The sequence below is a fragment of the Rubripirellula lacrimiformis genome (assembly GCF_007741535.1).
GTDB lineage: Bacteria > Planctomycetota > Planctomycetia > Pirellulales > Pirellulaceae > Rubripirellula > Rubripirellula lacrimiformis.
On the sequence record NZ_CP036525.1, the window covers coordinates 7145920 to 7160657 of the forward strand.

The window sequence follows — 14738 nt, forward strand, 5'->3', positions numbered from 1 at the left end:
CCGCGAACACGCCGGTAGGCCGATCGGTGAATTCACGATTCGACTCATTGCGGCGGACTTTCATCTGAAACTCGGCGGCCTTCATAGGTTGTAACCAAGCGGATCGCCCAGGGTTTCGGCAAGAGAATCGAATCCTCGCCAGATTTGCTAAAATCACGTGTTTCCGTGGCTGTGCAGACGCACCTGGCCTGCATCAGCGACTTCGCCAGCGACGTCCGAAAACGCTACGCCATCGTCGCTAAGTCCTTTCCAGGCCGTCACATCCACGCTTCCTTGCCCGCATTTGAGAACATGCCATGCCGTCGTTTCCCATGACGCGTTTCCAACCGACGGTGGGGTTCTGGGCCGTGCCGCTGGTCGCCAGGTTGCTGGTCGCCGGGTTGCTGGTCGCCGGGCTGATGATGATCTTGGCGTCGCCGGTTTCGGCAGCCCAAACCGCAGAAACGGTGCCATCCGAGGTCACCGCGGCGCAGGACGCTGCGTCGGAAACCGGCAAACAAGAGCGGACGAGCCTGAAAATGACGGACCTGGACAAGACCGGCCTGGAAACTCCCCAGCAGCGGAAAAGTGATCCGCAGAAACCGGAGGCACAGATGCCTGTGCCGGGGGTTCCCGCCAATCCCGAAACGCCCCCCGAAACGCCTTCCGATGCCGCCGCCACTGACATCGTCGCCCGGCCCATCATTCAGACCGCCGTTTCAGCGAAACTGTACGCGTTTGTCGCCGCCGTCAAAGCCGCGGGTTTGATGGACCAGTTTCGCGGATCCGAACCGATCACGGTTCTGATGCCCACCGACGAAGCCTTTGCCAAACTGCCCAAGGGCAAGCTGCAGCAACTGTTGCTACCCGCGAACGAACCGGCGTTAGTCGCCGTCCTGAACAACCACGTTTTCAAAGGCGCATGGACCGCCGAGAAGATCCAACTGCTCGACACGCTTTCTCCTCTGCAGGGCAACGATATCAAGATCTCTATCGACGATGACGATCAACAGATCTCCCTAGGCACGGCCCGTGTGATCCAGACGGATATCCGGTGCAGCAATGGATGGATCCACACCATCGACACGGTGCTGTTGCCGCAAGAGTAGGACGACTAGGAATCGTGCGGTCATGCAAACGACCGCCGGATACCGTCGTCGTAGTGGGATTCGCCAGAATTCCTTTCCCTGCAACGATGTCTAGCCAAATCCACAACGGCAGCGATCATTCCAACGGCCCACGCTGCTGTTCCAGGATCCCCGCACGATGGTTTCCAAACCATTCCCTCAGCGGACCGATTCCATTGCCATCGGCTGGTCGTTTTTGCTATGCCTGACGGGTGCGTTCGAACACCCCACCCACAAGGGCATCCCGATGGCGACGAAGTACACTTTTTTGATCGCACTGGCTGTGATGACGATCCAAGCACCCTCTCTGTGTGCCCAGCTGACGATTACCAATCCCGGCACTCCAGCGGCCAAGCCCGAGGCCCGTCGTGGCAATCCGTCACAACCGTTGTCGGTCGAACAGGTTTCGCACGTTTTGCCAAGCTCGATGCGATCCCCGATTTCCAGCGAGTCGAACATCAGTGGCACCCCGCAAACAGGCCTCGGGACTAGCACGGATCCGCTGTTCGATTTCCAGCCGGCGTCTCAGACAAGCCCGGATGCGCTCCGCCAAATTCGAATCCGAGTGCGTTATTTGATGGTTGGTATGGAAGAGCGAAAGCAGATCTACAAGAGTCTGGGGAAGGACAAACTTCGCCATATTTCCAATGCCAGTCGGCTGACCGGCGAACAAGACTCGCTGCGATCCGGCATGGCGGTGAACACCAGTGTGCAGCGCGTCGTCAGCCCGTCGTCAGCGACCACCAGTGTGCTGGATCCCACCGACCTGGAATCCGTCATCCACCTAGCCAAACAATCCAACGCATCGGAAGTCCAGAACGCACCGTCCATCTTTGTGCTCGACGGTACCGAGGCCGAGATGAACGATCTGTCCCAGCGACCGTTTGTGGTCGATTTGGTCGGCCAAGAAAAGGAACCCAACATCCAGGTTTTTGATGTTGGAACGCGACTGCGAGTGCATGCACGAATCGTGCCGGGCGAATCACCGCAGTCACCGGCGGGAAAGATCCACCTGGGCGCAGAACTGAACTGCAGTCGCATCCAAAACGTCATCACCGAACAGCTTTTCGGACTCGCCGACGAACCGGTCGAAGTTCAAGTGCCACAGTACATGACCAAAACGGTCAACGTCGCCGAAGCCGTTGCCGCGGGATACGCATTGCTGATCGACCCACACCACCGCAGCACTCGCCAAATCCAAAGCAATGTTCCCATGCCGATGGTAGGCCGCATCCCGTACTTGGGGCAAAATTTCACCAGCACGGAAAGTGTCAATGTCGAACAGTATTTGCTGGTCATTCTAGAACCGAGCGAAGTGAGCCGTTGAAGAGGGTGAAACGGAGAGAGGGGGGATACTAGGCTCGAGAGTTGAAGAAGAAGGGGAGGGGAGAAGAAGGGGAGAAGAAGGGAAGGGGAGAAGAGGGGGAGAAGAAGTTCGAGTTCGAGTTTAAGTTCGAGTTTAAGTTTTCGAACCGTATCCCTGTCCCCATTTGAACTTGAACTTGAACTTGAACTCGAACTCGAACTTGAACTCGGCTCCCAACCCCGAGCCGCTCTAATCTCCTCGATTCTTCCCCGCTGGCCCGCTGCTGGACTGTTCTATCCCGAACGTCCAACCCGACTTGGTGGGGTTTGGTGATCACGGCGGCGGCCGCTGACGAACGGATTGCCATCGACAAAAAATCGCAGCCGGCGTGACGCCGATTTTGTGATCCCGATGCGCACCGTGGACGTGACGACAAACGGCTGCCATTGTTTCGCCGGTGCGATGATCCAATCGTCGCTGTCCACGACGTCGATTCCGTCACAGGTTCGATCGACATCCATGGCCTGACAAGTCATCGCCGGACCACTGGTCAACCTTTGCAATGGAACGCCGGCGCGGTTGGACTGCATTTGTGGGATTCCCCAGACCGGCTGGATCGCGCGAATCAGAACAGCCGCGCCTTGCCCGGCCGATTCAGTGACGAAGTTCAGGCAGTGTTTGGCGTGGATCGGATAGACGTACAAGGTTCCCGCTGTCCCGAACATGGATGCGTTGCTGGGGGTTCGTCCGCGATGGGAATGGCTGGCCAAATCGCCTGCTGGCAAATAGGCTTCGGTTTCGACGATCACGCCGCCAAGCCAAACACCGCTGGTCTTTCGCAACAGCGTCATTCCCAAGAGGTCGATCGCCACGTCCTTGGTCGGACGATCATAGAATGTCCGCGGAACGTCATCTTGTTGGAAAGGAAGATTCATTTTGTCCGATACCCATCGCGTGATCACTGCCAGGTGGATTTTGCCGGTCGACGGCGAACCGATCCAGGGTGGCTGGATTCGTCTCGACGATCACCAGATTTTCGAAGTCCAAACATCCAAGCCACCGACCGCCGCGATCGACCTGGGGGATGTCGCCGTGTTGCCCGGATTGGTCAACGCCCATACGCACTTAGAATTCTCGGACTTGTCACAGCCGATCGGTGAACCGGGAATCACTTTGCCACAATGGATTTCGATGGTCGTTCGGCAGCGGGGTGACAGCGACGTCGATCGACGCAACCGGTCGATCGCCGACGGCATCCAGCAGTCCGCTGCGGCATCGGTTGCCCTGATCGGCGACATCGCCACCCCGCCTTGCCATTATGACCTGCTGGGCAGCGAAGAATCGAACCCAAACGCGATGCCGGCAATCGTTTCGTTTGCGGAAGTCCTAGGTCTGTCCCGGCCGCGTAGCGACGCACGCTGGAAAGCTGCCCAGGACCACCTGGCCTGCGATGACGGGTTCGGCTACAGCCCGCACGCGCCCTATTCGACGCCCCGCGAAATGATCACGCGATGCGTGGACGCGTCGGCAAAATCCGGTCGCCCATTGGCAATGCATGTTGCCGAATCCCCGGCCGAACGTGAACTGTTGACTGCCGGCACCGGACCGTTTGCCGATGCGCTGGCCGCCATGGGCGTTTGGAATGCGGACCTATTCCCCTGGGACGATCGACCGCTGGAATGGTTGATCGACGAACTGTCCCGATCCAGCCGTGGGTTATTGGTGCATGCCAATGACTTTGGTGATCGGGAGATCCAGCGAATCGCCCAACACAGCAACCTGTCCGTGGTCTACTGCCCCCGGACGCACGCCTTTTTCGACTACCCACCGCACCCGGTAGATCGGCTTTTGCAGGCCGGCGTCTTGGTTGCACTGGGAACCGATTCGCGGGCCAGCAATCCCGACCTGAATCTGTGGGGCGAAGTGCAACACCTGCTTCGCCATCGCACGGACCTACCGCCAGCAGACGTCCTGCGGATGGCGACCGCGTCCGGCGCAGACGCACTTGGCCGTCCCGATTACGGTCGCATCCAACCCGGGTGCCGATCCATCCTAGGCATGCTTCCCACCAACGCCAAATCGATCGATGGAGTCTACGAATCATTCCGGTCCGAATTTCCCATTCCGGTCCCACGGTGAATTCGTCGCCGTAGGTGCTTCATTCCGGAGGCGATGTTTTGCCGATCAGAACATCGGCGTTGACACTTTTCGACGACACACGAACTGCGGATGGTGGCGGTGCAGCAAGTTTGGTCGATCCACAATAGCTGCACTGCAATTCATTTCACCAGATCACTGTCGCGAACATCCCTGGCACTTGAACCGATCAGCATTGGGCGACCTTCGTTGACGAAGCTCTTGATTCGCTCGATGGCTTCATCGGTAATGGACGCGTCGCCCTCAGCCTTCCGCTTTTGAATCGCGTCGAGCTGAGAGTTCATCAGTCGTTTGTATTCATCGTTGGAAACGTTTTCGCCAGTCGATCGGACCCACACCTTGTACGGCCCTTGCAAGGTAAGTTTGTTTGCACCGTTACGGACTCCTGAAATGACAATGACGTCGTTCTTCGTCTTGATGGTCAATGTGCCGTGCTGCAGCACCCCGGTCGGCTCGGCATCCTTCAACTGTCGCAATGAAAATTTCAGATCGGCGATGCCAGCGATGGCTATCCCCACCAGCGATCCGCCGCTCATTCCAATCCGTCCAACGTAGATCTCGTCGTTCAGAACGACGGGGCTCTGGGGGAAATCCCAGTCGAACGGCAACAGGTCTTCGATAGTGAACGCTTTGGGCGGCTTTTCCTCAATGACTTCTGGTTCAATGGACAAGACATAAGATCGGTTATCTTCGTCCTTGGAAACCAAAAGGTAACTCGTACGCATGTTTGACATGTCGACAACCAACTCACTTGCTTGAAGTGTCTTATTGGCCTTTGACGGACTGATCGAAACTTCGGCGGCAATCCGATCTAGATCGGGAATGCAGCGAACAGTCACGTTGAATCCGCTTTCGCCGCCAACCCCAGTTCCAACGGATCCTCCGTTACTACAAGTGCTTGAACTGTGCATTCGAAGAGTCTTCCTCTCCTCGCCACGTATCCATGAACGGAGCTCAACTCGCAGTTCGGCATAGCGAATGTTCCCATCCTTCGATGGAGTGTCGTCGGCTGAAGCGGAATGACCAGTCATGATCGAGAGTGCCATCATCAAGACTAGATGCCATGTCACATTCATTGCGTTTCTTCCCAAGTTTGGTATTTCGAGCTGGACTGAATTCGCCCTATCCCACACAGATAGGTCTCTTCGGTAAAAGCGAACTTCCCTGAACGGTTATCCTGGTAGTCCACATTGCTGGTCGCGTTGGCGGGCCAGACAGAAGCGGGCATAGAGGGCAGCGATTTCGATCGCACCTGAACCTCACCCACAGATTGGCTTGTTCCCCCTCGCAAAGTCCACCCGAGACCGATGCCAACCAGAAGAGACGCGGCAATCGCTGCTGGCAACCTAAACCGTTGTGATCTTGTGTCTGCGGAATCAATCGGTCGGATCAATTCTGAACTGGCTAACCCATCCAGTGCCGCAGCAAGAACATTGGCTTTGAGTTTGGATGGAATTTCCATTTCTCGGACTGTACGAAGCGCATCACGAAGGTACTGATCGTCGTTCCCGTCCAACTTTTCGTTGTTCATTTATGTGGCTCCGAATCAGATAATTCCTGTTTCAATTCTTGTTTTGCACGGTAAAGGTGACTTTTGACGGTCCCCATGGGCATTCCGCAGATCGTTGCAATTTCAATCATTGAAAGACCTTCGACGAAACGCAGCACAATGATTTCCCTCGCCACTTCGTTGAGTTGTCCAATCGCCTCGACGACCTTTGCTTGGCGTTCGTCGGCCAACAATCGCTCCATTGGTGAAGCCTGAGAGTCGGCGATCGCCATTGCGCGATCCATCGTACGCGCACTGCGTGATCGCATTCGATAACTATTGGCGCGAACGTGCCTTGCCGTCGAGAACACGAATGCACGCACCTGATCGTCACCACCGCGAAAGCTCGAAATGTTCTTGAGGATTTGAAAAAAAACCTCGGACGTCAGTTCTTCAGCTTCCGATGCGGTGGAGCCACGGCATACCAAGTATCGATAGATCGGCGCATGAAAGGCATCGACAACGGATTCGACCGCTTTCGATTCACTCCGCCGGAGGCGATCGGCGATTCCCGGCGCTAGTGGTTGTTCCATTCGACTGTTTTCCGTACCACGACGACGATCACCGGTCCCTCCGGCGACCTTACGTAGTGGCGGTCACGGCGAAAAGGTTGCACTGAAAACGATAAAGCAACCTAAAAATTACCAAGTTGAACGAAACCAATCGAGGATGAGACCGTGGTCAGCAGTAGAACAGCGATCATCGCGCCAGAACAAACCGGGCCATCCATGCGGTAACGGTCCGCTCGGCCGCAGCCCGCGAGGGACCGGAGGCACCGGTTTCATCGATTGCTAGCGAGGTGTGCCGCGGCCGAAATTGTTTGTGTGCTCAGAGGAAAAGCGTTGGGTGCCTAACCTGTATTCATACCGACTTGCATGCCATCGGGGGCGTAGATGCCACGTCCACCGTCGACCGGCAGACAGACGCCGTTGACGAAATCATTCTCGCAGAGGAATTGAACGGCGTGCGCCACATTCTGCGGCGTTCCGACTCGGCCGACCAACGTGCTTTCAGCAATCTTGCCACGCTTGTTGTCCGACACCGAATCGTCCAACAGCACGGGCCCTGGTTGGATGCAATTGACTCGGATTCCACGGTTCAACTGAGACAGTTCGACGGCCAGCGATCGCGTCATCACCTCGACCGCTCCCTTGCTAGGAAAGTACGCGGCGTGATCCAAGTACGGTCGACCGGTTGCCCAGTCACCGATGTTGATGATCGATCCGCCACGATCTTGTTTGGCCATGATCATGCCAGCGGCACGCGCACACAAGAACGACGCAATGGTGTTGATTTCAAAGTACCTTCGCATCTCGGCGGCGGTAACGTCGGCCAGCGGCGTGGGTCGCCATATCGCGGCGCTGTTGACCAAGATATCCAGTCGTCCAAAGTGGTCGCCAGTCTGGTCGACCAGCGACTCGGCGACGCCGTCATCGTCCAGTGCACCTTGCGTGACGATGACGTCCAGGGCGTGTTGCTGACGCAGTTCATCGGCGACCTGCTGGGCTTGATCGACCGAGGTGTTGGCATGCAGGGCCAGACGACATCCCAGACTTGCCAAATGCCGGGCAATCGCTCGCCCGACGCGCGGCGCACCGCTGCCGGTCACCAGCGCCACGGGGTCGGGAACACCAAAGGTCTCGAATAAACTTGTCATGATTCCTAATGTAGCGAGTTACCGGGAGAGTCGATTTCGGAAGTCGGTCGACAGCAACGATTGTGGCCTGCCGATCGAATCCAGGTTCCAATTTCGGCGGTAGCCGTTGGAGCGTTGTTCGTAGCGGAACTCGCCAATAGCTTGTCCATTGAATGAGCCGTTGGGCGATAGCCCCGGTTTCGTCACCCACGAATCGAGGCGATCGGCCTGCTGACTTAGTCGTTGCCGAGAAAGTAGCATTGGAATCACAACCCGGCGCGTAAGCGAGTGGCGACGTTGAATCCTCCGCTTACGCGTCGGCTCACGAAATCAGCAGGCCGCTACCGCTCAAACGGCTAACGCCGAAATTGGAAACTGGATTCAATCGAAAGTCTTGACGACTTCCGCTACGAAATGTTTGTATCGGTTGCAGGCGAGCATTGGCAGCCTACAGAAACTTTGCCAGTGCGTCGCCACGTGTCGCCCGCGCGTCGACCTTCGCTGTCACCTGCGGATCCTCGATCAATGGCGGGGCATGATGCGGTTTGATTCGCGCATCGATGACGAGCGAGCCTCGGCAACCCCAATGTTTGTATTCCGTACCAGCACCGATCCCATCCAGGTCGATGGCCGGGTTGCTGCGAGTGAATGTGGTCCAAAGCCAATTGCGAAAATGACTGGCCGCAAACTGGCTGTCGTCGACCAACGTGATCAAGGGGAATGAATCCAGCCCCGGTCCCGAATCACAGGTCGATGCAAAAGTTGCCAGCTGGCGTCGATCTTCCTCGGTGCGGCACGGGGGTGCTTCGATCGCCAAAATGCCAGGGATCACGACACGAGGATTGCGAAACCCATCGGGCAGCCTCAGATCGCTTGGCACGGTGTCGCCAAGTGTGCGGACGGGCGGTCCGGTTGCGGCGATCACGACTTTGGATCCTTGGTTGAAACCGCTGCCGCTGTAGTCCAAAGTATCGATCGTCGTTCGCGTTTGAAAATGCAGATCACGCCGCCAATCGACTCGGCTTAGCATGTGGTGAAAAAATGCGGCTTCGTCGTGGATCTTCAGCGTCTGGTCCGGGTCATCGGTGATCCACAGGAACTTGGCCAGCGATAGTTGGCCGTTGCCCAGGATCGCATTGGCCTGTGTCAACAATTCCTGGGGTTCGCTGCGTTGGATGTAGGGCATGTAACGCTCGCTACCAATCGCCAACAGCAACGGGTGCACACCGGCGGCATCGACCGCATGAACCGCTTTGACCCCGGGGATAACGGTGGGAATGATCGGGTCGGTCAATTCATGGATCAACTGCCCGAACGTCGTGTCTTCTTGCGGCGGGCGCCCGACCACGGTGAACGGCCAAATCGCGTCGTCGCGGTGCCACACTTTTTCGACGGACATCATTGGGAATGGATGCTGCAGACTGTAGTACCCCAGGTGATCACCAAACGGGCCCTCCGGTTTGGTGCGGCTGGGATCGATCGTACCGATGATCGCAAAGTCGGCATCGGCATACACCGGTGCATGCGAACCACGGACCATTCGGATCCGTCGTCCCGATAGGGCTCCCCCAAACGTCAACTCGGTCAATCCTTCGGGCAGCGGCATCACGGCCGCCAACGACATTGCCGGTGAACCACCCACCGTGATGCAAACCCGCAGCGGCTGATCACGATCCAGCGCCGCCCGGTGATGGACACCGATGCCACGGTGGATCTGGTAGTGCAATCCAATTTCGCGGTCGGGCACGTACTGATTCCCGCTGAGCTGGATTCGGTACATCCCCAGGTTGGCTCGCATCAACCGGGTTTGCTGGGATTCCCCCGCGGCGGTCGGATCGTCGCTCAGCACCTGGGGCAGCGTCACGAACGCGCCACCGTCGTCGGGCCACGATTGGATCGGCGGCAGGTCCGATATCTGACACTGGTTCGCTTGGACGGCGCCGCTGCGCACCGACCGAGGCAACATGCGAAGCGCCGTCATCGGCACGCCGGCATAGCGAAGCGGATGTTTCGGCAACACCGACGGATCCAGTTTGACCTCAATCAAACGACGCACCGATTCCAACGTGTCACGAAACAGGTACCTAGCCTGGTCCAAGGATCCGAACAGATTGGACGCTGCGGGGAAACGGGTCCCGCGGACACGAGAGAACAACAACCCGGGGCCGCCGCGGGCATAGACTCGGCGCTGGATCTCGGCCATTTCGAGGTGCGGGTCAACTTCGTCGGTGACCTCGATCAATCGACCATCACGGCGCAGGTCTTCGACAACGTCTCGGGTACTGCGGTGCTTCACGGGGGCCAAGGGGGTGATGGGGGCGGATTGCAGGGGGGCGGAGGACCAAAACCGAGCGTAACGGCGGAAGTTGGCCGGTGGCTAGGATAACCGCCAACCGAGCGCTAAACTAACCCGGTTCCTACAGGCACCGCATCGTTCGGATGATTGCGTTGCCGTCCTGAATCTCAACCCAACCCCACGCAATCGAATGCTTGAAAGCTTGCCGCTTCCTTCGCCCCAATTGACACTTTCCACCGATCCGCTCGGCGAAGACGCGGATGTTTTGGTGGTTGGCTTGTCTGGCACTGACAACGCGTCGCCGTTGATGGTGGAACTGGACAAACGAACCGACCATTGGCTGACGGGGTTGGTCGAAAAACAGCAGTTGAGGAGCAAAAAGGGCGAGATGAGTCTGATTGCGTCACCGCTTTCGACCGGGCCCACCATGTTGCTAGTCGTCGGGCTGGGCAACAAACCGATCTGCCGTGCCGATGCCTTTGATTTTGCGTCGGCCGCGATTCGTCATCTGTCGGATCGGCATCGCAAACGAGTCGTGATCGCGCTCGCAGAATCGATGTCCGATTCGGTGCATGATTCGCTGGTTGCCGGATCGATCGCGGGATGCGAAGGCCAAGCCATCTATCAAGCCGAACCGACCGCGAAAGTCCCCGTCGCCATTGCCTTTGCGGGCATCGAACAAGCATCGATCCGTCGTGGCGAAGTGATCGGGACATCGATCAACCACACTCGTCGTTTGGTCAACGAGCCGCCGGCGATGGTCTATCCCGAAAGCTTCGCCGCAGCCGCAACCCGCATCGCGGATGACTCGGGTCTGCAGATCGAAATCTGGGACGAAGCCAAACTAGAGGCCGAAGGGTGCCGAGCGATCATGGCGGTGGGCAAGGGATCCGCAGCCAAACCACGACTGGTCATCCTGAAACACAACGGCGGTGGCGACGAAGCACCGATCGCCTTGGTCGGCAAGGGAGTCACGTTTGACAGTGGCGGACTGTCGCTGAAACCTAGCGACGGCATGATCGACATGAAATGCGACATGGCCGGTGCAGCAACCGTGGTGGGCGTGATGCGGGCGATCGCCAAACTAGGCGTCAAGCAAAACGTGATCGGCCTGTGCGGCTTGGCCGAGAACATGGTCAGCAGCAACTGTTACAAGTTGGGCGACGTGATTGAAACGCGTAGCGGAAAGACGATCGAAATCCGCAACACCGACGCCGAGGGTCGAGTCGTTTTGGCGGACACCCTGGACGTCGCGATCCAGCACTCGCCGCGTTCCATGGTCGACCTAGCCACTTTGACGGGGGCCTGCATGGTCGCTTTGGGAAACGAAGTCGCTGGCCTGATGCCCAACGATGTTGAACTTTGCCGAACCGTCGAAGCCGCTGCCGCCGAAGAGGGCGAACCGGTTTGGCAGTTGCCGATGTTGGAACTGTACAACGAGAAAGTCAAAAGCAAGATTGCGGACATCAAGAACGTTGGCGAAGGCCGCTGGGGCGGCGCCATCACGGCCGCAAAGTTCCTAGAAAACTTCGTCGGCGACGTGCCCTGGGTCCATATCGACATTGCCGGTCCGGCGTTCGCCGATTCCGCAAAACCGAAGCGAGACGCAGGGGCCACCGGTGTGATGGTTCGCACGTTGGTCCGGTGGATCGAAGACGGCGGTGGCAAACCCGTTTCCAAGTAAGGTTTCGGGGCTGCCACGGCCCACCTCGGGTTACTGCTTGACGCCGGGCCAGAACTTTTTCCATTTGCTCTCGCTCGCCTTGGCTGGTTCTTCGCCAGCCTCGGCTGCGGGCGAGGAACCCTTTTCCAGCTTTTCGGCCAGTTCGCGAATGCCTTGAGTGATCGCCGCCTTGGGTGCCTGCACGATCAACGGGACCCCGTTGTTGCGGACTTCGACCATGGTGCGGTAATCGTTCGGAAGCAGCGCAAAGATTTCACGTCCCAGTGTTTCTTTTGCTTTCTTCAGACTGATTTGTCCGGTTTCCAGTCCGGCGCGGTTGACCACGATTTCGACTTTGTTGTGCAGGTCATCGATTTCTTCGAATCCCATCATCAAACGCACAACATTGCGCAAACAGGGCAGGTCCAACTGGGTGACCAGCACGACGCGAGTCGCGCTTTCGATGGCCGCCATATCGACACTGCTATAGGTCTTCGACAAGTCGATGATCAGGTGCGTGAACGATGCCTTCAGCAACCCGATGACTTTGCGAATGCTATCGTCGGTAATCGATAGTGTGTCTTGTAGTTCGACCGGTCGCGGCAACAGGTACAGACCGCTGCTGTGCTTGGTCAACGATCGTTTCAGCAGCTGAATGTCCAGGCGAGAAATGTTCTGGACGACGTCGGCCAAGGTGTAGTCGGGAATCGAATCCAAGAACACGTCGGCGTCGCCGAGCGCAAGGTCCAAATCCAACAGAGCAACACTGTTTTGTGGTTCCGATGCTAGAACGCATCCCAAATTGACGGCCGTACTGGTCGACCCAACACCGCCGGTTGCACCTGCAATCGCATACACTTCGCAGCTACGTCCGCCCGCATCGGCCGATCCGAACTTCATCTGACTGACACGTCGCAGCGCTTCGTCAAGGTCGTCGCTGGATAGCGGCAACGTCAAAAATTCGCGTGCACCGGCTCGCATCGTACGCAGGATCAACTGACCATCGGTCTGTTCGCTGGCTGCCAAGATCGCCGTGTCGGGAGCCGAGGTTGCCAGTCGCTGAATCAGCTCGATTGCCTTTTCAGGATTCGAATCCAACGTGATCACACCAACATCGGGCGCCGTCTGTTCAATGACGTCCGGAAAGAACTCGTAACGAGAACAGTCGGCTTCTAGCCAGATCGTATCCATGCCCAGAAGTTTACCCTTCAGGGCTTCGCGTGATCCGTCACTGGGATCGACCAGCGCGATTCTTAGAACGTTACTCATAGCGGGTGACCGATGGGATTATTCGAACGACAGGTGGGTGCAATGAAGCAAAGGTTGGTCGGCTGCGGACTAGCCATCCGGCTAGCCCTTGGACAGCGACAAGGTTTATTCGGGTGCACTGATGGTGACCCCATCGCCGACCTGAACCGGCTGTTGCCCCGGTACAATCGCACCCGGTGGCAGCACGACGCCACCGTGAATTTCGTTGGGCTGGATGCCCGAACCGTATCCATTGCCTGTGCTGTAGCCACCTTGCCCGGGGTAGTTGCAGTCTTGCATCAGATTGTTAGGCACTTCGATGTGTCCCTTCAGGAACAGTTCGCTGTCGGTGGGCGAGGTCGTATTCAAACCAGGTCCGCCGGGTGGCACTTCATGAGCATCCATGGCACTGACAAATTCAGGCGTCACGGTGATCAACAGTTCGATATCGTTGCGTTCTTCGCGAACACGGCGGAACATGGTTCCGATGAACGGCAGTTCGCCCAACAGCGGTGTGGCCCGTGTGACCGATTCCGTTCGGCTCTGCAGCAAACCAGCAATCGCGAACGTCTGTCCGGCTTGCAGTTCAACCGCGGTTTCGACATAGCGTGAACGGAATGCGGTGACCGAAACGCCGCTGGCCGTGATCCCGTTGGACGCATCCGGTTCCGAGACTTCGGGGCGGACTTCCAATCGAACACGTCCCGGTCCAACCACGAAGGGCAAGAAATCGACTGCCGTGCCGTACTCTTCGTACTGGACGGTGATCGAGCCGTTTCCGGACGGAACCAGGTAAGGCACTTTACCACCGACATTGAAACGTGCTGGGCGACCGTGCGTTGCAACCACGGTGGGTTCGGCCAGGAACTTGATCAAGTCTTGACGCCGCAGGGCAGCGATCATGGCGGTGAAGTCGCCACCACTGGCAAACAATCGGTTGGTACTGTTCAGCACGCCTTCGGTGGACGGCAGCAGACCGCCGGTGGTGCTTTGACCCAAGTCGACCAGACTACCAGGCGACGAATAGAAGAAACCATTTTCAGTAAAGCTTCCCCAGTCGATCCCCAGGTCGCGAAGTTTCGTTCGCGAGACTTCCATGATCTGCGTGTGCAGCAGGATTTGCTGGACACCGACCACACGGATGTTGTTGACCACGGTGGGATAGAATTGTTCGACGATGGCAACCGCACGGTCAACTTCATCAACGTTGGTCACCGATCCCGAGATGATGGCACTGTTGTTGATCGGCAGCACTTTCAAGGATGCAAGTGGCAACTGCATCGCCAGGATGCCTTCGACTTCCCGTGCATCGGGCATGACGGTGACGTCAACCGTGTACAGTTTGTCGTTGGTATCCCAAAGGTTTAGTTGAGTCGTGCCGGGCGCCTTCGCAAAGATCTGAACTTGGTTTTGCGAAATCGGCGTGGCGCCCAAGATGCCTTCGTTGTGCACTTGGAACTTTGGAATCCGATCTTCCAAGGTGAGGATACGGCTGCTCTTGACGAGCATTTCCAGACGTTCGACCGATTGCGAGATATTTCGGTTTACCGCCGAAGTATCCGATGCGAGTCGCACCGGATTCCCTTGAGCAAACGCGCTACCCGGGCTGACGCTAGCAGCGACAGCAAGCATGAGGATGGCGGCGAATGACCTTGCCGTCGATCGTTTCATTTCCATTGCAAAAGCATCCTTGCGAAACCTAAGTCGAATCCTTCCGACGGTAGATCACTTGCCGATCCTGCACAGATGGCAAATCATCAACGGTTTCAGTGGGTAA

Annotated in this window: 12 protein-coding genes; 4 read left to right on the forward strand and 8 right to left on the reverse strand. The window is 57.5% G+C overall.

Annotated elements, in window-relative coordinates; genetic code table 11:
- The first annotated feature begins 296 nt into the window (after positions 1-296).
- Together K227x_RS24975 and K227x_RS24980 are read left to right on the forward strand one after the other, a co-directional pair.
- Entirely contained in the window at positions 297-1088 is a 792-nt protein-coding gene (locus K227x_RS24975; RefSeq protein ID WP_145174401.1) for a fasciclin domain-containing protein, read from the forward strand.
- Between the two features lie 157 nt (positions 1089-1245).
- Entirely contained in the window at positions 1246-2433 is a 1188-nt protein-coding gene (locus K227x_RS24980; RefSeq protein ID WP_145174404.1) for a type II and III secretion system protein, read from the forward strand.
- A 272-nt stretch (positions 2434-2705) separates the two neighbouring features.
- On the opposite strand, the gene K227x_RS24985 is transcribed toward K227x_RS24980, so the two are convergent.
- Positions 2706-3347 carry a DNA-3-methyladenine glycosylase gene (locus K227x_RS24985; protein ID WP_145174407.1) on the reverse strand — a complete coding sequence of 214 codons (642 nt, stop codon included), beginning with the start codon at positions 3345-3347 and terminating at the stop codon, positions 2706-2708.
- A gap of 1 nt (position 3348) precedes the next feature.
- Here K227x_RS24985 and K227x_RS24990 point away from each other — a divergent pair, with 1 nt between their 5' ends.
- Entirely contained in the window at positions 3349-4551 is a 1203-nt protein-coding gene (locus K227x_RS24990; RefSeq protein WP_246146212.1) for an amidohydrolase family protein, read from the forward strand.
- A gap of 140 nt (positions 4552-4691) precedes the next feature.
- Here K227x_RS24990 and K227x_RS24995 read toward each other — a convergent pair whose 3' ends face one another.
- The 5 genes from K227x_RS24995 to K227x_RS25015 form a co-directional block, all read right to left on the reverse strand.
- Positions 4692-5408 carry a hypothetical protein gene (locus tag K227x_RS24995; RefSeq protein ID WP_218933511.1) on the reverse strand — a complete coding sequence of 239 codons (717 nt, stop codon included), beginning with the start codon at positions 5406-5408 and terminating at the stop codon, positions 4692-4694.
- A 233-nt stretch (positions 5409-5641) separates the two neighbouring features.
- Positions 5642-6100: a hypothetical protein gene (locus K227x_RS25000; protein ID WP_145174413.1), complete on the reverse strand. Its 459-nt coding sequence runs from the start codon at positions 6098-6100 to the stop codon at positions 5642-5644.
- Positions 6097-6651 (reverse strand): RNA polymerase sigma factor, encoded by a 555-nt coding sequence (locus tag K227x_RS25005; RefSeq protein WP_145174416.1) that lies wholly within the window; start codon positions 6649-6651, stop codon positions 6097-6099. Before K227x_RS25005 ends, K227x_RS25000 begins: the two co-directional genes overlap by 4 nt.
- A gap of 317 nt (positions 6652-6968) precedes the next feature.
- The gene (locus tag K227x_RS25010; RefSeq protein WP_145174421.1) at positions 6969-7775 is read right to left on the reverse strand and encodes an SDR family NAD(P)-dependent oxidoreductase; all 807 of its coding nucleotides are present in this window, start codon (positions 7773-7775) and stop codon (positions 6969-6971) included.
- 427 nt (positions 7776-8202) lie between these two features.
- Positions 8203-10050, reverse strand: coding sequence for a UbiD family decarboxylase (locus tag K227x_RS25015; protein WP_145174424.1), 1848 nt, complete (start codon positions 10048-10050; stop codon positions 8203-8205).
- A 190-nt stretch (positions 10051-10240) separates the two neighbouring features.
- Here K227x_RS25015 and K227x_RS25020 point away from each other — a divergent pair, with 190 nt between their 5' ends.
- Positions 10241-11734: a leucyl aminopeptidase gene (locus tag K227x_RS25020; RefSeq protein ID WP_145174427.1), complete on the forward strand. Its 1494-nt coding sequence runs from the start codon at positions 10241-10243 to the stop codon at positions 11732-11734.
- Between the two features lie 30 nt (positions 11735-11764).
- Here the strand turns inward: K227x_RS25020 and K227x_RS25025 are convergent, their stop codons facing one another.
- Positions 11765-12982 (reverse strand): AAA family ATPase, encoded by a 1218-nt coding sequence (locus K227x_RS25025; protein WP_145174430.1) that lies wholly within the window; start codon positions 12980-12982, stop codon positions 11765-11767.
- Between the two features lie 105 nt (positions 12983-13087).
- The gene (locus tag K227x_RS25030; RefSeq protein ID WP_145174433.1) at positions 13088-14638 is read right to left on the reverse strand and encodes a type II and III secretion system protein family protein; all 1551 of its coding nucleotides are present in this window, start codon (positions 14636-14638) and stop codon (positions 13088-13090) included.
- Positions 14639-14738 lie beyond the last annotated feature (100 nt).